This window comes from Pseudomonas sp. P108, from assembly GCF_032613195.1.
Lineage (GTDB): Bacteria > Pseudomonadota > Gammaproteobacteria > Pseudomonadales > Pseudomonadaceae > Aquipseudomonas.
This window is the reverse complement of the sequence record NZ_CP126691.1, coordinates 3,115,973-3,139,917: the sequence shown is the minus strand read 5'-3', so window position 1 is coordinate 3,139,917 and position 23,945 is coordinate 3,115,973. Positions and strand designations below refer to the sequence as shown.

Annotated in this window: 17 protein-coding genes and 1 pseudogene; 9 read left to right on the top strand and 9 right to left on the bottom strand. The window is 59.8% G+C overall.

What is annotated here, in order from left to right:
• Nucleotides 1-117: 117 nt before the first annotated feature.
• Both QOM10_RS31270 and QOM10_RS13755 read right to left on the bottom strand, forming a co-directional pair.
• Nucleotides 118-1,197: pseudogene (locus QOM10_RS31270) on the bottom strand (cache domain-containing protein); the annotation flags it as partial.
• Nucleotides 1,198-1,614: 417 nt separating this feature from the next.
• The gene (locus QOM10_RS13755) at nt 1,615-2,865 is read right to left on the bottom strand and encodes an MFS transporter (RefSeq protein ID WP_127927324.1); all 1,251 of its coding nucleotides are present in this window, start codon (nt 2,863-2,865) and stop codon (nt 1,615-1,617) included.
• 103 nt (nt 2,866-2,968) lie between these two features.
• On the opposite strand from QOM10_RS13755, the gene QOM10_RS13750 reads away from it, so the two are divergent.
• Nucleotides 2,969-3,937, top strand: a complete 969-nt coding sequence (locus QOM10_RS13750; protein WP_316918280.1) for an AraC family transcriptional regulator — start codon at nt 2,969-2,971, stop codon at nt 3,935-3,937.
• Between the two features lie 21 nt (nt 3,938-3,958).
• Here QOM10_RS13750 and QOM10_RS13745 read toward each other — a convergent pair whose 3' ends face one another.
• From QOM10_RS13745 to gcvA, 3 genes are all read right to left on the bottom strand, one after another.
• The gene (locus QOM10_RS13745) at nt 3,959-4,720 is read right to left on the bottom strand and encodes an SDR family oxidoreductase (RefSeq protein WP_316918279.1); all 762 of its coding nucleotides are present in this window, start codon (nt 4,718-4,720) and stop codon (nt 3,959-3,961) included.
• Nucleotides 4,721-4,750: 30 nt separating this feature from the next.
• On the bottom strand, nt 4,751-5,578 hold the full coding sequence (locus QOM10_RS13740) for a DMT family transporter (RefSeq protein ID WP_316918278.1): 828 nt from the start codon (nt 5,576-5,578) through the stop codon (nt 4,751-4,753).
• A 67-nt stretch (nt 5,579-5,645) separates the two neighbouring features.
• Nucleotides 5,646-6,557, bottom strand: a complete 912-nt coding sequence (gene gcvA / locus QOM10_RS13735; protein WP_316918277.1) for a transcriptional regulator GcvA — start codon at nt 6,555-6,557, stop codon at nt 5,646-5,648.
• A 227-nt stretch (nt 6,558-6,784) separates the two neighbouring features.
• Between gcvA and QOM10_RS13730 the strand changes: the two genes are divergently transcribed.
• The 5 genes from QOM10_RS13730 to QOM10_RS13710 all read left to right on the top strand — a co-directional run bounded on the left by QOM10_RS13730 (nt 6,785) and on the right by QOM10_RS13710 (nt 15,423).
• Nucleotides 6,785-7,300: a hypothetical protein gene (locus QOM10_RS13730; RefSeq protein ID WP_316918276.1), complete on the top strand. Its 516-nt coding sequence runs from the start codon at nt 6,785-6,787 to the stop codon at nt 7,298-7,300.
• Nucleotides 7,301-7,544: 244 nt separating this feature from the next.
• Nucleotides 7,545-9,284, top strand: a complete 1,740-nt coding sequence (locus QOM10_RS13725; protein ID WP_316918275.1) for a dipeptidase — start codon at nt 7,545-7,547, stop codon at nt 9,282-9,284.
• A 272-nt stretch (nt 9,285-9,556) separates the two neighbouring features.
• Nucleotides 9,557-10,810 carry a multidrug efflux RND transporter periplasmic adaptor subunit MexE gene (mexE, locus tag QOM10_RS13720; protein ID WP_316918274.1) on the top strand — a complete coding sequence of 418 codons (1,254 nt, stop codon included), beginning with the start codon at nt 9,557-9,559 and terminating at the stop codon, nt 10,808-10,810.
• A 15-nt stretch (nt 10,811-10,825) separates the two neighbouring features.
• On the top strand, nt 10,826-14,005 hold the full coding sequence (locus QOM10_RS13715) for an efflux RND transporter permease subunit (protein WP_150774309.1): 3,180 nt from the start codon (nt 10,826-10,828) through the stop codon (nt 14,003-14,005).
• Nucleotides 14,002-15,423 (top strand): efflux transporter outer membrane subunit, encoded by a 1,422-nt coding sequence (locus QOM10_RS13710; protein WP_123449714.1) that lies wholly within the window; start codon nt 14,002-14,004, stop codon nt 15,421-15,423. Before QOM10_RS13715 ends, QOM10_RS13710 begins: the two co-directional genes overlap by 4 nt.
• A 197-nt stretch (nt 15,424-15,620) precedes the next feature.
• Here the strand turns inward: QOM10_RS13710 and QOM10_RS13705 are convergent, their stop codons facing one another.
• The 3 genes from QOM10_RS13705 to QOM10_RS13695 are packed head-to-tail and all read right to left on the bottom strand — an operon-like array spanning nt 15,621 to nt 18,915.
• On the bottom strand, nt 15,621-16,586 hold the full coding sequence (locus tag QOM10_RS13705; protein WP_150774307.1) for an HlyD family secretion protein: 966 nt from the start codon (nt 16,584-16,586) through the stop codon (nt 15,621-15,623).
• 3 nt (nt 16,587-16,589) lie between these two features.
• Entirely contained in the window at nt 16,590-16,790 is a 201-nt protein-coding gene (locus QOM10_RS13700) for a DUF1656 domain-containing protein (RefSeq protein ID WP_016987298.1), read from the bottom strand.
• Nucleotides 16,780-18,915, bottom strand: coding sequence for an FUSC family protein (locus QOM10_RS13695; RefSeq protein ID WP_316918273.1), 2,136 nt, complete (start codon nt 18,913-18,915; stop codon nt 16,780-16,782). Before QOM10_RS13695 ends, QOM10_RS13700 begins: the two co-directional genes overlap by 11 nt.
• A 171-nt stretch (nt 18,916-19,086) precedes the next feature.
• On the opposite strand from QOM10_RS13695, the gene QOM10_RS13690 reads away from it, so the two are divergent.
• From QOM10_RS13690 to QOM10_RS13680, 3 genes are all read left to right on the top strand, one after another.
• The gene (locus QOM10_RS13690; protein WP_127927298.1) at nt 19,087-20,142 is read left to right on the top strand and encodes a tetratricopeptide repeat protein; all 1,056 of its coding nucleotides are present in this window, start codon (nt 19,087-19,089) and stop codon (nt 20,140-20,142) included.
• A 132-nt stretch (nt 20,143-20,274) separates the two neighbouring features.
• Nucleotides 20,275-21,777, top strand: coding sequence for an ATPase domain-containing protein (locus QOM10_RS13685; protein WP_038367629.1), 1,503 nt, complete (start codon nt 20,275-20,277; stop codon nt 21,775-21,777).
• Nucleotides 21,774-23,444 carry an ATP-binding protein gene (locus QOM10_RS13680; RefSeq protein ID WP_127927293.1) on the top strand — a complete coding sequence of 557 codons (1,671 nt, stop codon included), beginning with the start codon at nt 21,774-21,776 and terminating at the stop codon, nt 23,442-23,444. Before QOM10_RS13685 ends, QOM10_RS13680 begins: the two co-directional genes overlap by 4 nt.
• Before the next feature lie 102 nt (nt 23,445-23,546).
• Here QOM10_RS13680 and QOM10_RS13675 read toward each other — a convergent pair whose 3' ends face one another.
• Entirely contained in the window at nt 23,547-23,924 is a 378-nt protein-coding gene (locus QOM10_RS13675; RefSeq protein ID WP_003225116.1) for a response regulator, read from the bottom strand.
• Between the last annotated feature and the right edge of the window lie 21 nt (nt 23,925-23,945).

Genomic DNA, 23,945 nt, shown 5'->3' with positions numbered 1-23,945 from the left:
GCGACCTGCAGCCTGGTTCATGTTGTTGGCCACTTCGCTAGTCTCGGCGGCCGCGGTCTGCAGGTCAGATGAGGCGCTGCCTATGCGTTGCACCAATTGTGCAATCATGCTCAGGAACTGGTTGAACCAGCCCGCCAGGCTGGCGGTTTCGTCCTTGCCCTGCACCTGGAGTTGGCGCGTCAGGTCGCCTTCTCCTTCGGCGATTTCTTGCAGGCCGTCGGCCACGCCGCGAATCGGACGCACGATGACGCTGGCAAAGCTGGCGCCTACTATCGCGAACACCAACGCCAATGCCGCTGCAATGGCGGCGATCAACCAGGTCAGCCGGCTGACGTCGGCCATCACTTCATCACGCTTGATCAGGCCGATAAAGCGCCAGCCCAGGTCTTTGGAACTGACCACGTTGGCCATGTAGGCCACGCCATCAATCTGGATTTGGGTCACGCCGTCGCCTCCCTTGGCTAGTTCGGCGTAGTTGGGACCCAGGTCGGCCAGAGGTTTGAAGTTGTGCTTCGCGTCGCTGGCGTCTACCAGCACGTTACCGTTGTCTTCCACCAGCATCAGGTAGCCGCTATCGCCCAGCTTGATGTTGCGCACCAGTTCAGTGAGCTGTTTAAGCGATACATCAAGGCCAACCACTCCCAGGATATTCCCGGCGGCGTCGGCGACAGTACGCACGGTGCCGATCAGCGTCACATCGTCCGGCGCCCAATAGTAGGCACCCGTGCGCACAGTGGCGCCTGGCGTGGCGATGGCCGCCTTATACCAGGGACGGACGCGCGGATCGTAGTTGTTCAACTTGGTGTCGTCCGGCCAACTGGCGTATCCGCCGTCGCTCAGACCCAGGGACAGGTAAGCAGTACTCGGATGACTTTTGGCGAACTGCTCAAATATCGCCAGCAGCTCTTTGTTGGCCTGAGTAAGTGGAATTTGCGCGGCTTCGGCACCCGCGTAGCTCTTGAGTTCTTTGGCCGCGACAACGCGCGGGTCCTTGGCTATATAGTCGACGTTTTGGCTTATGCCGTCGAAAAACTGCTTCATGCCATTGTCGATCTGGCGGATCTCACGACCGCTGCTGTCGAGAAAATTGGCCTGAGCCCCCTCTCGCAAATTCAGCACTACCAAAACGGCGACCAAGATGACCGGGACGCACGCGATAGCTGCGAACGCCCAGGTCAGCTTCTGCTTGATATTCATGACTTCACCTGCGGATATTTATAGTTTTGGCAAGGGGAAACGCTAGCAGTGAACGTCGCATGTGTTGTTATGAGGAGATAGAGCCCATGCGTACTCTGAGTTATCGACCGCGACGGTGCGCACTTTAGAACGGCGAACATCGGCAAACTCAGCGCAATCTATCTGCGATTAAAGAAAGGCTTCCCTGCCTTGGAAAATCTTCCAAAACGTCGCATCGATTTTCCTGGCCGCCGCTTCACTGACCCAACCCTGCCAGATTTCGGGATCCGGCTTCTGCGCCAGTTGGACCCGATCCAACTGGCCCATTAGCGGCGTGGGAGTTCAGTAACGGAACAGGATCGGTTCGCCCCACTTGCAGCTCGATAACACGGCTGCGTCCCTGGTTACGGACGGATCGAGGCGGTTTGGCAAGCCGGATCAAAGGTGCAGCACGGACTTGGCCTGGTGAACGCCATGGGCAGAAGGGACGCGGACACGCAGGGCAATCAGCAACGCCGCCAGCAGCATCAGCACGGCTGCCGCTACGAATACGCCTGCGCTGCCACCGAGGCTGAACATTGCACCGCCAGCGGCGGCGCCCGTGGCGATGGCTGACTGCACAGAGGCCACTACCATGCCTCCGGCGCTTTCCGCCTGATCAGGTACCGCGCTGGCGACCCAGTTCGACCACGCCACCGGCACACCACCAAAGGCCATGCCCCAGACTGCCAGCAGTACCGCTTGCCCCAGTACCGAGGCCGGCAACAGCACCAACGCCAGTGCTGCAACGCCGACCAGCGCGGGCATCAGCACCAGAGTGGCCAGCGGGTGGTGCTCCAGCAGCCTGCCGGCCAATAGCGTGCCGACGAAGTTCGCCACACCGAACCCCAGCAGCATCAGTGACAACCCTTGCGCGCCGATGCCGGTAGTCCCTTCAAGGAATGGCCGAACATACGTAAACATCGCGAAATGGCCGCTGTGCACCAGCACACAACCGAACATCCCCATGGCGATGCCTGGGCGCCGCAACACCTCGAGCACAGTGCGCAGGCGTGCCGGCCGGCGCGGCGCAAGACGCGGCAGAGTGAACGCCTGGAAAGCCAAGGTCACCATGCCTACCGCCGCCGCGGCGAAGAACGCGCTGCGCCAGCCATACAGCCCACCCAGATAGCTGCCCAGCGGCACTGCCACTACCGTGCCGATGGCGATGCCGCTGAAAATGATCGACAGCGCCCGGGGCAACAAGGCACTCGGCACCAAGCGCATCGCTACCGCCGCCGCCATGCTCCAGAACCCGCCAAGGGCAATGCCCAGCAAGATGCGCATCACTAACAGCACCGCGAAGCTGGAGGAAACGGCGACCAACAGATTGGAGGCGACCATCAACGTCGAAAAACCCAACAACACCCAGCGTCGGTCGATGCCGCGGGTCAGGCCTGGCACCAACAAGCCAGCGAACAACGCCACCACGGCGGTTACCGTTACCGCCTGGCCAGCCAGCGCTTCAGACACTCCCAGGTCGGTAGCCATCAGCGTCAACAAACTGGCCGGAAGGTACTCAGCGGTCAGTAACCCGAACACACCCATTGCCAACGAAAATACGGCCATCCACGCGGGGGTTGCAGGCTCTACGTCCGCGCCGACGCCGCAATGGCGGTCGGCTACGGTGTTACATACACAGTCAGTCATTGCACGGATCTTCCGATATTCATGGCGAGCCCGGAGTCTAGGCGCCGAAACTTGGATGATCTATGATCCATAATCTCTACTTTTTGACCAAAACACCTGAACTATGCCTGCAGATCAGTTTGCTCTTTCCTCGGACCTCATCAACGAACTGTTGCGCGGCATGCGTCTGCGTGGCGTTGAATACCGGCGCATCCAAACGGGTCCAGCTTTCGGTTTGGGCTTTGCTGAAAAACCTGGGCACGCCTGGTTCCACTTCGTGGCCGTCGGCAATGCGGTGTTGCGGATGGAGGACGGAACTACGTACGCGCTGTCTGCCGGCAACGCCGTGTTTATTTCCCATGGCGCAGCCCATCAACTGTTTTCCCATCAGGGCGCGCCTGTCCAGGACATCGATCATCTAGACGGCGCGCCCTTGGGTGAAACCGTCAGCGCGGTGGATACCGGAACCGATGCCAGCGCCACTCCGAGCACTATTCTGTTCAGTGCTTGTATGGAGTTTGAGCTGGGCAGTATCCATGGCCTTGGCCGGCTGATGCCGGGACTGATGCTGATCGATGCCGGCGGCCAGCGTTACCCCGGGCTCGTGCCGATCCTGACCACCATGGAACGAGAGGTCAGCGCCGCCCGCGTCGGCTTCGCCGGTATCCTCGCGCGGCTGGCCGACGTGGTGGCGGCCATGGTCGTTCGCGGCTGGGTCGAGTGCGCCTGCGGCAATGCCTCTGGCCTGGTCGCCGCCTTGCGCGATCCCCGCTTGGCCGGTGCACTGCTTGCGCTCCACCAACAACCGGGCCGCGACTGGACTGTTGCGCAGTTGGCAGAGCACTGCAATACCTCACGCTCGGTCTTCGCGGATCGCTTCCAGACGACGATTGGCATGGCCCCGCTACGCTATGTCACCGAACTGCGGATGCGGCTTGCAAGCCAGTGGCTGACCCTCGAAAGGCTATCGATTGAAGAAGTGGCGCAGCGTTTGGGCTATACCTCCCAGGCCGCTTTCAGTCGTGCATTCAAGCGCATTACGGGCAAGACACCTGGATTGAGTCGCAAGGTGAGGCAAGCCGAACGCAGCTAGTCGATGATCCCTGCCACGGAATCATTTACCTCCCGTTACATCGAGGAATGTACCGGTAACGAAGGATGCCTCCGCGCTCGCCAACCATAGAATCGCGCGTGCCACTTCCTCAGGCTGTCCGCCCCGCCCCATCGGGATCGAATCCTTGACACGATCCACCCGCCCCGGCTCACCGCCACTGGCATGCATGTCGGTATAGATATGTCCGGGGCGAATACAGTTGACGCGTATGCCTTCCCGAGCCACCTCTTTTGCAAAGCCAATGGTGAACGTCTCCAAGGCGCCCTTTGACGCCGCATAGTCGACGTACTCGTTGGGGCTGCCGAGGCGCGCCGAAGCCGAAGAGACATTGATCACCACACCGCCCGGGCCGTTGTGGCGGTAAGACATACGCTTCACCGCCTGTTGGGCACAGAGTATTGGCCCAATGGCATTGACCGCAAAGATGCGCTGCATCCGCTCGAAGCCGAGGTCCTCCAGGCGTGACTGAGGCGCCAGCATCCCGGCGTTATTGACCAGGACGTCGATGCGTCCGAACGTGCGGTCGATGGCCGCGAACAAATCGGCCACCTGTTGGGGGTCCGCACTGTCGGCCCGCATCGTCAACGCCCGGCGCCCCAATGCTTCTACATCCGCAGCCACGGCCAGCGCCGCGGACTCGTTGGCAACGTAGCTGATCGCCACGTCATAACCTCTTGCGGCGGCCAGCCGCGCGGTGGCTGCCCCCACTCCACGACTTCCACCCGTGATTAGAATCAGCGGTGCCTGCGAGACGTTGACCATGAAACATGACTCCGGAGCCGTTGGGCTGTATCAGCCAATGATGAGGGTGCCGCTGGCGATCACTACGCATGCCAGTATCCGGCGCGCGGTGAGCGTCTCGCCGAGAAACACATAGCCGATCAACGCCGCAAACAGCACGCTGGTTTCGCGCAATGCCGATACCGCGCCCAAGGGCGCTTCGTTCATGGCGTAGATGACCATTCCATAGGCGAGCAAAGAGACCAGCCCGCCGACCAACGCGGTCACTGTTCCGGGCCGGACGGAGAACAAGCTGCGGGTGTCGCGTAGGCCGATGTAGATCACTGGCATCAGTACGCCCCACAGCGCACACATCCACACCGTGTAGGCAAGCGGCGCGCCGGAGAGCCTGGCGCCGATGCCGTCGACCACGCTGTAGGCTGCGATAAAGCCGCCCGTTCCCAGCGCATAAGGCAGGCTGGGAACCGACAGACTGCGCCCTCTGAAAGCCAGCGACATAATCCCGCCTGACACCAGCGCAATACCGAGTAACACGTCAGGCGTGATGCTTTCTCCAGCAAATACGGCGGCCCCCAAGGTAATCAGCACCGGCGACGATCCACGTGAGATCGGATAGGTCTGCCCCAGGTCGCCGACCCGGTAACTGCGCACCAGAAACAGGTTGTAGCCGACATGCAGCAACCCCGACAGCACCGCATAGCCCCAGCTCTCAATCGCGGGGGGATCCATGAACACTGCGGCGACAACACTGGTGATGGCGATGGCAATGCACATCACTGTCATCGACCACAACCGATCGGCACCGCTACGCAGCAGCGCATTCCAGCTGGCATGCAGGAGCGCGGCGAAAAGCACGAGGAAGATGATATGAATAGGCATGCGCCACTTTAGGCAATGCGGCACCGGGACTAAAGCGAAGCCTCCTCATCGCAGCATGAACGTATACTCATGACTCACCCATCCGGTCGTTGGACTTCAGCGCCTCACTGACCAACCATTGGCGAAAGCTGGCGATGTGCGGTTGCGCTTCGATGCCCTTGGGGCAGACGAAGTAGTACGCCAGCGGTGATGGGAATGGCACATCAAACAACCGCACCAAACGGCCATCGCTGATTTCGTTCTCGACATGCCCGCTGCGCACCAATGCAACGCCATGGCCGAGCAAGGCTGCCTCGACCGTCATGTTGGTGTCGCCAAATCTGACGCTCTCCTTGAGCGGCAAATAGGCCAGCCCGACGGCTTGAAACCATACCTCCCATTTTGGCACCAGTTCGGCACCATCCCGCGTCAGCAGCGGGAAATGCAACAACTCTGCGGGGCTCTGTGGTGTCCCATCGCGCCGCAGCAGTTCGGGGCTGGCCACAGGAAATACCTGCTCCCCAAAAAGGAACTCCGAATGCAGACCGGGGTAATTGCCCTTGCCTAGCCTGATCGCAACATCAGCCTGGCCGTGAGAGAAGTGGATTATTTTGTCCGTGGTGTCCAGCGAGACCAGCAGCTCGGGGTGCTGACGAGAGAGACGCGGCAAGCGTGGCAGCAGCCATTTGAGAGCGAAAGAATAAGTGGTGCTGACGCTGAGTCGAACTCTGTCTTTTTGCTCGCGCAAATCCCCCAAAGTCGCCTCCAGGCTGATGAAAAATTCGCGCACGATGGGCGCCAGCGCAGCCCCCGCTGCTGTGAGGCGTAACGCCTTGCCACGTTCAAACAACTGCACCCCCCAAAGGGCCTCAAGATGCTTGAGCTGGTGACTGACCGCGCTTTGAGTCACATGTAGCTCCTGTGCGGCCGACGTAAAGGTCAAGTGCCGGGTTGCAGCTTCAAAGGCGCGCAGGGTCGCGGTGGGCGGCAGGTCTCTCATAAGAGCAGTATCCAGCGAGTGATCAGAAAGGTGCATGCATGAAGGCCAGCTCATGATAGAACCAAACTCACTCTAAACGTCACTTCGATTATCGAGGCAGATCCAATCAGCAATAAAACCATTGATAAACACCATGCTTCTGCTGAGTGGCTGTTTATAAAGCCGGTGCAAGGGACGAAGTCCGCCTGCGATCTGATTTTTGCTTCAATCAACGGTATCTTCGGCCAATGAACAGATTCCGCACGGTCATTTACCTTGGCGTTCTTCTCTGCGGCGGTTGCGTAAAAACGGCGAGCATCCCGCCCGCCGACCTCACGTTATCGTCATTCGGCTTGGGCCCTGACAATCTGTTCACGGCGCACTTCAGTTCCACTGTGGACCTGGAGCGCGCGTTCAATGACTACGAAAACGCCCATCAGCTCACGCCGACTCTGATCTGCTCTCTCAATCGAGACCCGGAATTCTCATCCGAGCATTCAATCACGATAAAAGCCGAGGGACGGGTGACTGCAAGCAGTCAGGCCGAGCCCAATTACAAGTTTTCCTCCGATCTGATCTTTTACTACACCAATGCGGATGGCACCCAACGCGACTTGAATGACTACGACGCCATCAAACCGTTGCTGACATCGCAAGCTTCAATCCCATGCAAAGTTCGCATAACTGCCTATGGGTATGAGGCCTATTACACGAACACGTTATTCATCCCGGCCAGGATCATGATTGAACAGATCTTCAGATAACCGCCCTTTGCTGAGCCTGGCGCAGGGAATTGGCGAAGCTCTGGTCGTCAGTTGATTGCACCGATAAAAAAGCCCGGGAACCGTCCCCGGGCTTTTTCATTTGTGCGCCTCTTTTGCATTTTTGTGCGACACATCCCCTTTCAGGACTCCCGTAAGGCTCTACCACGGTGTTAGGTTGTAAGTGTATGTGTCTCAGCGTTGAGACACGCCTAACTCACTGCCCTGCAAAGGAATGCCCTTCGTAATGAATGTCCCTTTCAAAAAACTGGCTGCCACCACCTTGATGCTGGCCGGTCTTGCCGTGTTCACGGCGCCCGCACAAGCCAATATCACCCCGCAGCAGAGCGCTGAAATTCTCAAGACTTACAGCGCCGACAAAGCCACAGACTTCCGCCAGTTCCTCGGCAGCCTGGGCAAGAGCGATCTGGCGAAAACCGCCGACATCGGCCCGGCTATTGGCGCTTACCTCGATAACAAGAGCCTGACGGCCGAGCAGCAGAACGAAATCTATCGTCTGTTGGGTATCTACACACGCGCGAAATACAGCGCTGCCGCCACCGAAACCCTGCGCGAACTGGTCGAGATCCCGACGTATCGCAAGGACGGTGTCGAACAGCATGACAACCCGGAATTCATCAAGATCGCGGCAAAGATCAAAAGTCTTGCCGAGTCATTCAATCTGAAATTCCGCAACATCGACAACCGTGTGTACGAGATTTCCCTCGACGGCAGTGGCGATGAAGTCGTCGGCATTCATGCGCACGCCGACGTGGTACCGGTGACGCCGGAAAACTGGGTGCTCAAGGATGGCACCCGCCTCGACCCGTTCAAGATCACCCGGATCGGTGACCGCATGTATGGTCGCGGCACCGAGGATGACAAGAACGGTATCGTGGTCACGCTCTACGCCATGAAAGTCATCAAGGAAGAAAAACTGCCGCTGGTGCGCAACTTCAAGCTGCTGGTCGACACCACCGAAGAAACCACGGGCGACGCGATTCCCTACTATTTCGAACGCAATCCGACGCCGAACTACAACCTGGCGCTGGATGGTGGTTACCCGGTGGTGATTGCCGAGAAAGGCTACGGCACCGTCATGGCCAACTTTGCCAAGCGCAAAGGTGAAGGCAAAGGTGCGGAGATCACCTCGATGACCGGTGGCCTGGCGACCAACCAGATTCCATCGGCGTCGGTCGCCACGCTGGTCACCGACAAGCCTGCGGAGCTGGCTGCCAGTCTGCAAAAGGCCGGTGATGAGTTTGCCAAGCGCAATGGCGGCGATTTCCAGGTGAGCGCCAAGGTCGACGGCAAAGACGTCAAACTGACCGTGACTGGCGTATCTGCGCACTCCTCCGAGCCAGAATCCGGGGTCAACCCGGTCGCGCGGATGCTGGTCTTTATCAATAGCCTTGATGGCAAAGTCGCGTTCAAGCACAACCACATCACCGACGCCGCGCGTTACGCTACCGACAACTGGGGTCTGGATTACCTGGGCAACAAGCTGAATGTCGGTTTCTCCGATGCCTTCATGGGGCCGCTAACAACGTCGCTGACCTACGTCGGCATGGACGAAAAGGCCTTCAAACTCGCGGTCAACCTGCGCGTGCCGAAGGGCAAGTCGCCGGAAAAACTCAAGGCTGAAATCGCTGAGAAACTGGCGGCGTGGAGCAAGAAATCCCACGTAGCGGTTGCGTTCGACTACTCGATTGCGGAGCCGATGTACCGCAATCCTGAGGGCGAATGGGTCAAGGCGTTGTTGGCGGTATCGACAGAAAACCTCGGTATGAAACACGAGTTCGGCACCTCCGCTGGCGCTACCTCGGTGCATGAACTGCCAAACGGCGTGCAATTCGGTCTGGCCATGCCGAACGTGAAGTACACCGGTCACACCGATGGCGAGTTCAAGACTGTGGAGCAATTCCAGCTGGATCTGCAGATCGTCACGGAAATGATTGGCCGCATCGGTCAGTTGCCGAAACTCTGACCGCATTGCCGAACCCGCCGCCATGGCGGGTTCGGCATTTTTAATCCGCGCATAATCCCCGCCGCGCAGCCTCGCCCCAGACTTTTGCACACTGGGCAACACAGAGTTGCCTTCAGAGAGATTGATAGCCACCTAACGAAAGGTGCATGCTAGAGGGCTCGTTCGGCTCTTATATCATTCCGAATGATAGTTACCTTTGCTTCATTCGATTCGTGCCATCACACCCCGCCGAGCATCATCCGCCCATCTTCAATACATTGGCGGATGCATCCATGGAACAGTCACTCAAACATTTGCGCTTCCCGGTGGCCATGTTGGCCGTACTGGTGATGAGCGCCTGCGGCAAGACTCCGGAGACTGCCGCCACTATGCCCGCTGCGAAAGTCAGCGTGGCCAAGGTGCTGGAACAACCGGTCAACGAGTGGGACGAATTCACCGGGCGCCTCGAAGCGCCAGAAACCGTTGAAATCCGTCCACGGGTCTCCGGCCAGATTGACGAGGTGGCTTTCACCGAAGGCGCACTGGTCAAGAAAGGCGACCTGCTGTTCCAGATTGACCCGCGCCCGTTCCAGGCTGAGGTGCGCCGCCTCGAAGCACTGGTCGCCCAATCCCGCGCCAACGCCACCCGCAGCGAAAACGAAGCCGGTCGCGGTGAACGTCTGCGTGCCAGCAACGCCATTTCCGCCGAACTGGCCGACTCGCGCACCAGCGCCGCTCAAGAAGCCCGCGCCGCCGTCGGTGCCCTGCAAGCGCAACTGGACCTGGCCAAACTGAACCTGAGCTTTACCCGCGTCACCGCACCGATCAGTGGCCGCGTCAGCCGTGCCGAGATCACCGCCGGCAACCTGGTGACCGCCGATACCACGCCGTTGACCAGTGTGGTTTCCACCGACCGCGTCTACGCCTACTTCGACGCTGATGAGCGTGTATTCCTCAAATACACCCAACTGGCCCGCAACGGTCAGCGCGGTGCGACTACTCCGGTTTACATGGGCCTGTCCAACGAAGACGGCAACCCGCACCTCGGCCAGATGAACTTCGTCGACAACCAGGTCAACCCGAAAACCGGCACCATCCGGGGTCGCGCGGTGTTCGACAACCGCGATGGCACCTACACCCCGGGCCTCTACGCACGCCTGAAACTGGTCGGCAGCGGCACCTACAACGCCATGCTGATCAACGACGAAGCGGTTGGTACCGACCTGGGCAAGAAATTCGTGCTGGTGATGGATGCGGACAACAAAACCGTGTATCGCGCCGTCGAACTGGGTCCGAAAATCGAAGGCTTGCGCATCGTTCGCACCGGCCTGAACAAGGACGACACGATCATCGTCAAGGGTCTGCAACGGGTTCGTCCTGGCTCGCCGGTCACCCCAGAAGTGGTGCCGATGGCCAGCGAACAGACCATCGCGGCACTCGCTCAACAACGTCAAGCGCTGGAAGCCAGCAACCTGCCCAAAGTCGCCCCTGCCAAAGGTGCGTCCGGTTCGGTTGTGAAGCTGGCTGCTACGACCCCACGCGGTTAAGGGACGACAACTCCGATGAATTTTTCCCAATTCTTCATTTCACGGCCGATCTTCGCAGCGGTGCTGTCGCTGTTGATCCTGATCGCCGGTGCGATCTCGCTGTTCCAGCTACCGATCAGCGAATACCCGGAAGTCGTGCCACCGACCGTGGTGGTGCGTGCCAACTTCCCGGGCGCTAACCCTAAAGTCATCGGTGAAACCGTGGCCGCTCCGCTGGAGCAGGCCATCACCGGCGTCGAGAACATGCTGTACATGTCCTCGCAGTCGACCGCCGACGGCAAGATCACCCTGACCATCACTTTCGCTCTGGGCACTGACCTGGACAATGCGCAGGTGCAGGTGCAAAACCGGGTGACTCGTACCGAGCCGAAACTTCCCGAGGAAGTGACGCGCATCGGTATCACCGTCGACAAGGCTTCGCCCGACCTGACCATGGTTGTGCACTTGACCTCGCCGGACAAGCGCTACGACATGCTCTACCTGTCCAACTACGCGATCCTCAACATCAAGGATGAGCTGGCTCGTCTGAACGGTGTCGGTGACGTGCAGCTGTTCGGTATGGGCGATTACTCGCTGCGTGTCTGGCTCGATCCGAACAAGACCGCTTCGCGCAATCTGACTGCAACCGATGTCGTCACCGCCATTCGTGAGCAGAACCGTCAGGTCGCGGCCGGTCAATTGGGTGCGCCCCCTGCCCCGAATGCCCAGAGCTTCCAGCTGTCGGTCAACACTCAGGGCCGACTGGTCAGCGAGGAAGAATTCGAGAACATCGTCATTCGCGCAGGCGACAACGGTGAAATCACTCGCCTCAAGGACATCGCTCGCGTTGAACTGGGCTCCAGCCAATATGCGCTACGTTCGTTGCTGGACAACCAGCCGGCGGTGGCCATCCCGATCTTCCAGCGTCCAGGCTCCAATGCCATCGACATCTCTAACGATGTTCGCGGCAAGATGGACGAGCTGAAGAAAAACTTCCCGCAAGGCATGGACTACAGCATCGTCTATGACCCGACGATTTTCGTGCGCGGCTCGATCGAGGCGGTGGTTCACACCCTCTTCGAAGCACTGATCCTCGTGGTACTGGTGGTGATCCTGTTCCTGCAAACCTGGCGCGCCTCGATCATTCCGTTGGTGGCGGTACCGGTATCGTTGATCGGTACGTTTGCGGTGATGCACCTGTTCGGCTTCTCGCTCAATGCGCTGTCGCTTTTCGGCCTGGTACTGGCGATCGGTATCGTGGTGGACGACGCCATCGTGGTGGTGGAGAACGTCGAACGGAACATCGAACTCGGACTGACACCGGTCGAAGCCACCAAACGGGCGATGCGTGAAGTGACCGGCCCGATCGTTGCCACGGCGCTGGTGCTGTGTGCGGTGTTCATTCCGGCGGCCTTCATCTCCGGTCTCACCGGGCAGTTCTATAAGCAATTCGCACTGACCATCGCCATTTCGACGGTGATCTCGGCGTTCAACTCGCTGACCCTATCGCCAGCACTGGCCGCTGTATTGCTGAAAAGCCACGACGCACCGAAAGACCGCTTCTCCAAAGTGCTCGACAAGATCTTCGGTGGCTGGCTGTTCCGTCCGTTCAACCGTTTCTTCGATCGTGCCAGCCATGGCTACGTCGGCACCGTGCGCCGGGTTATCCGTAGCAGCGGCATCGCCCTGCTGTTGTACGCAGGCCTGATGGTGCTGACCTTCTTCGGTTTCTCCAGCACGCCGACCGGTTTCGTACCCGGCCAGGACAAGCAATACCTGGTGGCCTTCGCACAACTGCCGGATGCTTCGAGCCTGGATCGCACCGAAGAAGTGATCAAGCGCATGTCCGACCTGGCACTGAAACAGCCAGGCGTGGAAAGCGCCGTAGCGTTCCCGGGCCTGTCGATCAACGGCTTCACCAACAGCCCGAACGCTGGCATCGTCTTCGTGACCCTGAAACCGTTCGACGAACGTAAAGACCCGAGCATGTCCGCCGGTGCGATTGCCGGTGCCTTGAACGGCCAGTACGCGAACATTCAAGAGGCGTACATGGCGATCTTCCCGCCACCGCCAGTACAAGGTCTGGGCACCATTGGTGGTTTCCGTCTGCAAATCGAAGACCGGGGCAACCTGGGCTACGACGAGCTGTACAAAGAAACCATGAACATCATCAACAAGAGCCACAGCGTGCCGGAACTGGCTGGCCTGTTCACCAGCTACACCGTGAACGTGCCGCAGGTCGATGCCGCCATCGACCGTGAAAAAGCCAAGACCCACGGCGTGGCCGTCAGCGACATCTTCGACACCCTGCAGATCTACTTGGGTTCGCTGTATGCCAACGACTTCAACCGCTTCGGGCGTACCTATCAGGTCAACGTTCAGGCCGAACAGCAGTTCCGCCTCGAATCCGACCAGATCGGCCAGCTGAAAGTCCGCAACAACAAAGGCGAAATGATCCCGCTGGCGACCTTCATCAAGGTCAGCGACACCTCGGGCCCGGATCGCGTGATGCACTACAACGGCTTCATCACCGCAGAAATCAACGGCGCGGCTGCCCCGGGCTACAGCTCCGGCCAGGCGGAAAAAGCCATCGAGAAACTGCTGAAAGATGAACTGCCGAACGGCATGACCTACGAGTGGACCGACCTGACCTACCAGCAGATTCTGTCCGGCAACACCGCGCTGTTCGTGTTCCCGCTCTGCGTATTGCTGGCGTTCCTGGTACTGGCCGCTCAATACGAAAGCTGGAGCCTGCCACTGGCGGTGATCCTGATCGTACCGATGACCCTGCTGTCGGCCATTACCGGGGTGATCATCTCGGGCGGTGACAACAACATCTTCACCCAGATCGGCTTGATCGTACTGGTCGGACTGGCGTGTAAGAACGCGATTCTGATCGTCGAGTTCGCCAAGGACAAACAGGAAGAAGGCCTCGACCCGCTCGCCGCGGTACTGGAAGCCTGCCGTCTGCGTCTGCGGCCGATCCTGATGACCTCTTTCGCGTTCATCATGGGTGTGGTGCCACTGGTGTTCTCCAGCGGTGCCGGTGCCGAGATGCGTCACGCCATGGGTGTGGCGGTGTTCTCCGGGATGCTCGGGGTGACCTTCTTCGGTCTGTTGCTGACGCCAGTGTTCTACGTACTGATCCGTAACTTTGTCGAACGCGGCGAAGCCCGCAAAGCGGCCAAAGCTCTGAAACTGGAGGCGCAACAATGAGTCTGAAAGTCTTCCTGCCGAGTCTGCTGGTGCTGGCCCTCAGCGCCTGCGCTGTCGGCCCCGACTACAAGACCCCAGCCACGGAGGCGGCCAATATCACGGCCGCCACCGACGGCGCCGCCGGGCAAAAGAACTTCGACCGTTCGAAATTCGAAGGCATCTGGTGGCAGCAATTCGACGATCCAACCCTCAACCAGTTGGTGACCCAGTCGCTGCAAGGCAACCGTGAACTGCGCGTGGCGTTCGCCCGCTGGAAAGCCGCCCGGGCGATCCGCGACGACGCCAGCAACGATGCGATGCCGACCATCACCAGCCGCGCCAGCAGTGATCTGGCCAAGGGGCAAATCCCCGGCCAGACCACCAACCGGGTCAATAGCGAACGCTATGACCTCGGTCTGGACATGGCCTGGGAGCTGGACCTGTTCGGCCGCATCCAGCGCAACCTGGAAGCCAGCGACGCCGATCAGCAAGCTGCGGAAGCCGACCTGTATCAACTGCAAGTCACCATGATTGCCGAACTGGTCGACGCTTACGGTCAACTGCGTGGCGCTCAGCTGCGCGAGAAGATCGCCGTGGCCAACCTGAACAACCAGCAGGAGTCGCGCAAAATCACCATCAGCCTGCGTGACGCAGGCGTTGGCGATCAGCTCGATGTCGAACGCGCCGATGCGCGTCTGGCCTCGGTCGAAGCCAGCGTGCCGCAATTGCAGGCAGAACAGGTTCGCCAGAAAAACCGTATCGCTACCCTCTTGGGCGAGCGTCCGGACAAGCTGACCGTCGATCTGAGTCCTAAAGACTTGCCGGCGATTGCCAAGGCTCTGCCAATCGGTGATCCGGGTGAACTGTTGCAACGTCGTCCGGACATCCTCAGCGCTGAACGCCAACTGGCTTCGGCCACCGCGCGCATCGGCGTGGCGAAAGCCGATCTGTTCCCACGGGTCAGCCTCAGCGGCTTCCTCGGCTGGACGGCCGGGCGTGGTTCGCAGATTGGTTCCTCGGCGGCCAACGCCTGGGCACTCGGCCCGAGCATCACTTGGGCAGCATTTGATCTTGGCAGCGTGCGCGCCCGTTTGCGTGGCGCCGATGCCGATGCCGAAGGCGCCTTGGCGACCTACGAGCAACAAGTGCTGCTGGCCCTGGAAGAATCGGAAAACGCTTTCAGTGATTACGGCAAACGTCAGCAACGCTTGATCTCGCTGATCCGTCAGAGCGAATCGAGCCGCAAGGCTGCCGACCTGGCGGAAATCCGCTATCGCGAAGGTACGACCGACTTCCTTGTGTTGCTCGACGCCCAGCGTGAGCGCCTGAACGCCGAAGACAGCCAGGCCCAGGCCGAAGTCGACCTGTATCGCGGCATCGTCGCGATCTACAAAGCCCTTGGCGGTGGCTGGCAACCGGAGACAGTGGCCAGCAAGTAATCGATTGTTAAAGAGCTCCTTTGGTTGGCCGCAACCAACCAAATTTTTTGCCCCGCGTATCATTCGGTCGCGGGGTTTTTTTATGCTTTTTGATCAATGAGATCTTGTGGGAGCGAGCCTGCTCGCGAATGCGGTGTGTCAGGCGACACCATCAGGGCTGATCCAATGCTTTCGCGAGCAGGCTCGCTCCCACAGAGTTAACGGTGTTCTTCAGAATGGCGGTTTTCCAGCACGGTGACGGTGGCCGTGGTACCCGCACGCAGGCGGTTCTTGCCGGCGTAGTCGCCATCAATCTCGATCCGCACCGGCACCCGCTGGGCCAGTTTTACCCAGGTGTAGCTCGGGTTGATGTTGGCCAGTAACCGGCTGCCCGGCGCGTTCTCCCGGTCGGCGATGGCGAAGGCGATGCTCTGCACCCTGCCGCCGAAGGTCTCCCCACTCATCAATTGCACGCGCACCTGATCGCCCTCTGTAATTCGCGGCAATTTGGTTTCTTCGAAGTAACCACTGATGTAGAACGAGTCACTGTCGACCAGTGCCAATAAAGCCCCGCCGCTCACCGCGTAGTCACCTTCGCGAGTCAGCAGGTTAGTGACATAGCCACTGACCGGTGACTCGACGCGAGTGCGCTGCAAATCCAGTTCGGCCTGGGTCAACGCGGCAATCGCCAGTTGTACGTTGGCCTCGGCCAGGCCGAGATTCGCCTGGTTGCGTAACAGGTCGGCCTGAGCCACCGCCACGTCGGTACTGGATTTCTCCCATTCCTCCCCGGAAATCGCGAACCCCTGCTTGAGCGTACGCCGCCGACGCTCTTCACTTTGCCGCTGTTTGAGCAAGGCTTCGCTGGCAACGATCGCCGCTTGCGACTGACCTAGCGTTGCCTTGGCCACTTCCACCTCGCGGCGCGAGTGCTCCACTGCCAGGCGGTAACGCGCCGGGTCGATCTCCATCAGCAGTTGGCCCTTGTCGACATGCTGGTTGTCCTGCACCGCGAGGCTGACAATGCGCCCGGAGACATCCGCCGACAACGTCACCACATCCGCCCTCACCCGGGCATCGCGAGTCCACGGTGCGCGGGTGTAATGCTCCCAGGCAAACCAGCCAAGCACGATCGCCAGCAACACCACCGACAACGTTATCAAGCGAGTGAGTAACACTTTCAAGGCTCAGGCTCCCATCAGCAAAATCAGCGTGGCACAGACGCAGGCATACAAGGCGCCTTCGAACAGCGCTTCATGCCAGACCAGTCGCAGTACGCCCAAGCGCCGCAACCCCCAGTCCAGCACCATGAATATCGGTATGGCCAACAATAACGCCTGGGCAATGGGCGGCAGGTAGACGCCGCCGATCTCGAAATCAATGGGCAAGGGCTGTTTCTCCTTCCGGGACAGAACGCTGGAGGGTTTCACCATGGCGCTGCAGAAATGACACGACGATCAACAAGGCCACGCGCATACGGAACAGCGACCAGACATGCTCATGACTGGCGACGTGCAACTCGTCCAGTTCATCGCCCAATACGTGCAGTGTGTCGAGCAAGGGGGCCAGTTGAACGTCCTGCCGCCCGGCCACAAAACGCCCGGTCTTGCGCAGGGCCGAAGCCAGGCGCTGAGTGAAGGTGTCCGTCAGCAGCGCGTTGTTCTGTGCCTGTTGTCGCAATTGATGCATCGCTACACCCAGTGCTACGCATGCCAGGCTTATTTCATACAGTTGCTGCATGGCGCGGCTGTTCGCCGCCGGCAGCAGACCGAGCATGCTGGTCAAGCGGTCGACCATGCGGCTTTCAAAGGCAAATTGCTGTTCATCGGTGGCCGGCAACTTGCTCAAGGCATACACCTGTTCGCGCGCTTCGTTGTACAAACGACGAATGCGCAGCGCCGGGCGGAACGGAAAAACCCATGCGTAGACGATCAACGCCAGCATCGCCGCGCTGACATAGGCGCCGGCAAACTCGAACCATTGAATGGCGGTGTTCTGCCCGGTACCGACATTCTGCGGACCGATCATCAGGAAGCTCGACAAGCCCAGCCCCATGCCGATGCCGGCCGTCGCAGGGCTGGCCAGTCCCACCGCGATGACATACAACAACGGCGCGATCATCAGCGCCAACGGTTCGAAGTCACTGATCGAGGGCACCAGCATGAACTGATAAAGCGCCGACACCAGCAACGCCAATCCCAACCCCCGTGCGTAGCTCTGCGCCGCCAGCAATGGTCGCGGAAACGTCGCCATCAGCGAGCAGAGGATGCCCACCAGAATCATCCCGCCCCGCGCGCCGTCCCACGCGGTTTCGATCCAGATCAGCCCCGCTACCAGCAACGCAGTGAAGGCGCGGATGGCGTTCATCGACGCCAGCGTGAAATCCAGGTGCAGCGGGCTCGCCTGACCGCGATAGAGGCAACTGGCTTCTCGCCCCTCCTGAATGGCATCGCTCAACTCAAGGATCTGTTCGAGCTGCTGCAGCAGCCGCGCCTGCTCCCAGCGCAACGCCCACGCCAGGGAACGCAGCGTGGCACTCATGTCCTCGGTCAATTGTTCGGCCTCATAGGCCAGGTCATCGAATTGCTTCTGCAGAGTGATGAAACGATGACGCGCATCGGCCGATACCGAACGTCCCTGCTCCGCCAATTGATCAAGAACCGCGAGCTCTTCGGCGCGCAGCCGCTGGACTTCCAGTGGCAGCTCGCCTTCCCAGCGCTCGGTAAGCAATTGCCGCTGATGCCGCAACGCCGTCAGCCGCGAGGTGAGCAACATCAACTGATTGCCGAGCAACAGCACCAGGTTGTTGGCGCTGCGCAAACGCGGCGCATCGAAATACAAATGCCGCCGCAAGCCCTCAAGTGCACTGATTTCACCGAGCAGCTGCATTTGCCGGCGCTGGAAGTCAGCCTCGCTTTCTTCGGTACGAAGCACCGCCGCAGCGTGACTGGCAGCGAGTTTGATGACCTGATCGACCTTGGCGAAATAACCCTTGGCCACGGCTTGCGGGCGGGCCGTCAGCAGACTGACCACACACACGCATGCCACGGCCAGCAAGGTTTCGGTGACGCGGGTAACCGCCAGCAGGAATGTGCCGTCCTGATCCGGAATCGCCAGCAATGCCACCACCACAGCGGTGTATCCGCTGAGTACAAACGCCTGCGAACTGGTGTAGCGCAGCAACGTGCCACCTGCCGTGCACAGCGCCAGCCAGAGCGCCAGGGTGGTAATGAATGGCAGCGGTGCCTGAGGAAAGATCGCCATGATCAACACCGCCACCGCCGCCCCGAGGGTCGTGCCGATCACCTGACCGAAACTGCGCGCCAGCGCCATCCCGGCCAGCGGCTGGCTGACAATGACCACCGCCATGATCGACCACTTGGGCTGATCGAGGTCGAACAGAAACGCCAGATACAATGTCAGCAACCCTGCCACAATGGTTCGCAGGGCAAACAGCAGGACGGCCTGACCCGGATGGATCACCGCCTTGAAATAATTGACCAGGGCTTGCATGGGTACACTCATCGCAACGACTTCTGCAAGCGTAGACACTGCATCGAAAGCCTGACGGGTAACAGAGTCGACGCAGCGTGTAGGGCGATTCGCATGCACAGGGTTTGACTCGTGGGCCGAGCTGACCGAAGCTTGCCGCTCTGCTCAAGTACGCCTGTTTCGGAAACCTGCATGCCTCAGTCTCGCCGCTACCTGTTTATCAGCCTGGGCCTTGTGCTTGTCATCATCGTGGCCTGGTTGTCCGTGCGCAGCACCTCCCCGGTCATTCCCGACGCGATTAAACACGGCTACAGCGAAGCGTTGAATGCCGCGCGCACGGGTGAGCCGGGCGCGGCGCGGCAGTTGTATCAACAACTGGGCCGGCCGGACATCTCGGTCAAGCGCCGCGTGTGGCTGCATGGCGAGCTGCCTAACTACCCGAGTCCACAGGCATTGAAGCTGGCCGACACCGACCTGCAGAACGAATCCCCCGCCGTGCGGCTGGCGGCGATCAAAAGCGTGGTGGGACTGGTGCCGGGCGGGCAGCGCAGCCTGTTGCTCGGGCCGATGCTGGAAGATGAAGATCAAACCGTGCGTTTTGCCGCGATCAACGCCCTGCTCGGCTTGACGCCGGATGAACTGGGTCTGTATTTCGCACCGCTGCAACAAGCGATTGATGGCTGGGAACAGACCCTCAAGGCACAGCCCGAAAGCGCCGCCAACTATGCACAACTGGCTCGCCTGCATATCCACAACGCTGAACTCAAAGAGGCCCAGGTCGCACTCGACAATACCCTGCGCCTGGAACCCGGCAATCTGCAGGCACTGGTGATGCAGATCGATGTCCTCGACCGCCAGGGCCAAAGCGATGCCGCCCGGCAATTGCTGGGCCAGCAACTCAAGGCACAACCAGATTCGGCCTATCTGCAACATGCCTTGGGTTTGTGGCTGTTGCATCACGATCAGCGCGAATACGCCCTGCTCGGCTTGTCCAAAGCCGTCGAGCTTGAGCCCGACAACAAGGATTACCGCTACGACCTCGCCACCACCCTGCACAGCGCCGAAGAACTGGAAGCGGCGCAGAAGCAGTTGCAGGAAATCGTCCAGCGTCACCCCGCCGACCGCAAGGCGCGGGTCTTGCTGATCAATTACTGGAAAGAAAGCGGCCAACTGCAGAATGTGCAGATTCTGTTGGCTCAGCTAGAGCAGCTCAATCCAGATGATCCGGCGCTGCAACAAGGCCTCTGACCCATTTTCGACAGCTCTCTCGACACATCTCGCAAGGAATTTCGGAACTGCCATCACGCCAAAGGGTCAAGTTAATCAGGCCACTCGATTCAGTCGACGGCCTCGCTTCCCCTAGTCATGAGAGGGCATTTTTTGTCTACTTCTAACGAGTTGATCAGTGCGAAAGCCGCTACCGGCATTGTAGGTCTGGACGACATCCTGGCCGGTGGCTTGTCTCGCGGTCATGTTTTCCTGCTGGAGGGTGAACCCGGAACCGGCAAAACCACGGTCGCTTTGCATTTTCTCCTTGCTGGCGCGAAAGCCGGCGAACGCTCGTTGTACATCACGCTCTCGGAAACCGAGCGCGAACTAAGGCAAGGGGCGTTGTCCCACGGCTGGACGCTGGATGACAACATCAAGATCTTCGAGCTGACGCCCCCGGAAAGCCTGCTCAATGCTGAACACCAGCAGAGCCTGCTGTATTCCTCTGACCTGGAACTGGGCGAAGCCACCAAGCAGATTTTCGAAGCGGTCGAACGCTTCAAGCCCACGCGTGTGGTACTCGACAGCCTGTCGGAAATCCGTTTGCTGGCGCAAAGCTCTTTGCGCTATCGCCGGCAGATCCTGGCCATCAAGCATTACTTCGTGCGTTACAACGCCACGGTACTGCTGCTCGACGACCTCACCACCGAGTCCCTCGATAAAACCGTGCACAGTGTCGCTCACGGGGTGATTCGCCTTGAGGAGCTGACGCCCAACTACGGTGCCGAGCGCCGACGCGTGCGAGTGGTCAAGTACCGTGGCCAGAAATATCGCGGCGGTTTCCATGACTTCACCATCATGGGCGATGGCGTGCATGTGTTCCCACGTCTGGTAGCGGCCGAACATCGCGGCGACTATGCGCGTTTGCAGCTGTCCAGCGGCATCCCGGAAATGGACGCGCTGCTCGGCGGCGGCATCGAGACTGGCTCCAGTACGCTGATTCTCGGCCCTGCCGGTACCGGTAAATCGCTGATCTCGATGATCTTCGCCGCCGCTGCCGTACTACGCGGGGAAAAAGCCGCGCTGTTTATCTTCGATGAAGAACTCGGCCTGCTGTTCGAGCGTATGAAAAACATCGGCATCGACCTCAAGGCGCTGCAGGCTACCGGTAATCTGCTGATCGAACAGGTCGACGCCGCGGAGCTGTCGCCGGGCGAGTTCTCCCATCGCGTGCGGCGTTGCGTCGATGAAGGTCAAATCAAAACCGTGGTCATCGACAGCATCAACGGCTATCAGGCCGCCATGCCGGAAGAAAACGCGCTGGTGCTGCACATGCACGAGCTGCTGCTGTACCTCAACCGCAAAGGCGCGGCGACATTCATGACCGTCGCCCAGCATGGTCTGGTCGGCGACATGCAAGCGCCGGTCGACATTACTTATCTGGCTGACACGGTGATTCTGTTGCGCTACTTCGAAGCACTGGGCAAAGTCCGCCGCGCGATCTCGATCATCAAGAAACGCACCGGCAGCCACGAATCGACCATTCGTGAATACCGCATTTCCACCCAAGGCATGACCATCGGTGAACCGCTGGAAGCCTTTCAGGGCGTACTGCGTGGCGTGCCCACCTACCTCGGCGCGAGTAACCCGCTGTTGCAGGAAGAGCACTTGTGACGGTTCAAGTGCCGCTGGCCGAACGGGCGCTGATTCTGGCGCCCGTGGGTCGCGACAGCCAGATTGCGCTGATGATCCTCAACGAAGCCGGTTACGAAGGGCTGGTCACCCCCGGTCTGGGATCGCTGTGTACCGAACTGGAACTGGGTGCAGGTCTGGTGCTGGTCGCCGCCGAAGCGTTGCGCGGGCCGGAACTGGAAGCGCTGTTCCTGCATCTGGAACAGCAACCCGCCTGGTCGGATCTGCCGATTGTGCTGCTGACCCACCACGGCGGTCAGGAACAAGGCCCCTCCTCGCGCCTGAGCGATCTGCTCGGCAACGTGACCTTCCTTGAACGCCCGTTTCATCCCGCAACACTGGTCAGTATGGTGTCCGCCGCCCTGCGTGGCCGACGACGACAATACGAAGCCCGCGATCGGCTGGTCGATCTCAGTGAAAGCGAACGGCGTTTGCAGTCGACGCTGGAAACCCTTGAGCAGCAGGTCGAAGAGCGCACCGCGCAACTGCGGCACAACGAAGAAGCCCTGCGTCAGTCGCAGAAAATGGAAGCGGTCGGCCAGCTCACTGGCGGTATCGCCCACGACTTCAACAACATGCTGACCGGCATCATCGGCAGCCTCGAGTTGCTGCGTCGGCGCCTGGCCCGTGGGCGTCTGGACGACCTCGACAGCCTGATCGATCTGGGTGTGACGTCGGCCAACCGTGCTGCGAGCCTGACCCACCGTCTGCTGGCGTTTTCGCGCCGGCAATCGCTCGACTCAAAAGCCGTGCAGATGAACACCCTGGTGCTGTCCATGGGTGAACTGCTGCAACGCAGCCTCAACGAAAGCATTCAACTGGACATGCGCCTCAACGACAAGCTGTGGGTCGCCGAGGCTGACCCCAATCAGCTGGAAAGCGCCCTGCTCAACCTGGTCATCAATGCCCGCGACGCCATGCCCGACGGCGGCAAACTGGTGGTCGAGACCAGCAATCAGGTGCTCAAGCGCGAATTCACCGAGGCCTACAGCAATCTCGAACCCGGTGATTACGTGATGCTCAGTGTCACCGACAACGGCAGCGGCATGCCGCAGAGTGTCATCAACCGTGCGTTCGATCCGTTTTTCACCACCAAACCGATTGGCCAGGGCACGGGCCTCGGCCTTTCGATGATCTACGGGTTCAGCAAGCAGTCACGTGGCCATGTCTCGATCGACAGTGAAATCGATGAGGGCACCACGGTCAGGCTCTACCTTCCACGTTTTCGCGGTGAAGAACTGGAAAGTCCCGACACAGACATTCAACAGGCTCCGGATGCGCTGGACGGCGAAACCGTGCTGATCGTCGAGGACGACCCGGCCGTGCGCGTGCTGGTCTGTGCGGTGCTCGGTGAATTGGGTTATGCCTTTGTTGAAGCCTGGGATGCCGACAGCGCCGTGCCGATTCTGAACTCGACACAGCGCATCGACCTGCTGATCAGTGATGTCGGCCTGCCGGGCATGAACGGCCGGCAACTGGCCGAGGTTGGCCGTCAATATCGGCCTGGCTTGAAGGTCTTGTTCATCACCGGATACGCCGAGCACGCGGCAGTGCGTGGCGGGTTCCTCGATTCGGGAATGCAGATGATCACCAAACCGTTCACGTTCGATCTGCTGACCGCCAAGGTGCGGGAGATGATCAAAAGCTGAAACGCTGAAACTGTAGGAGCTGCCGAAGGCTGCGATCTTTTGATGTTGTTCGTAAAAAACAAAATCAAAAGATCGCAGCCTTCGGCAGCTCCTACACGGATATCAGGCAAGCAATTCCTGAATCTTTTCCTGCAACACATCCAAGTCGAACGGCTTTTCCAGGATCGGCGCCTTGCGCGTGATCGGGCTGCCCGTTTCGCGGATTTCCTGCGGATAACCGCTGATGAAAATCACTTTCAGATCAGGTCGCAGTTTTACCGCAGGTTCGGCGATCTGCACGCCAGAGATCCCGCCCGGCAGACGGAAATCGGTGATCAACATGTCCAGATGCGGCTTGCTCGCAAGAATCTCGAACGCCTGCTCGCCGTTTTCCGCCTGCAACACGCGATACCCCTGCCCTGACAGGTAATCCGTCAGGACCATCAAGATAACCGGTTCGTCCTCGACGACGAGTACTACATCTTGTGCATCTACGCTCATGGGAAGCCTTTGTTCGGTCAA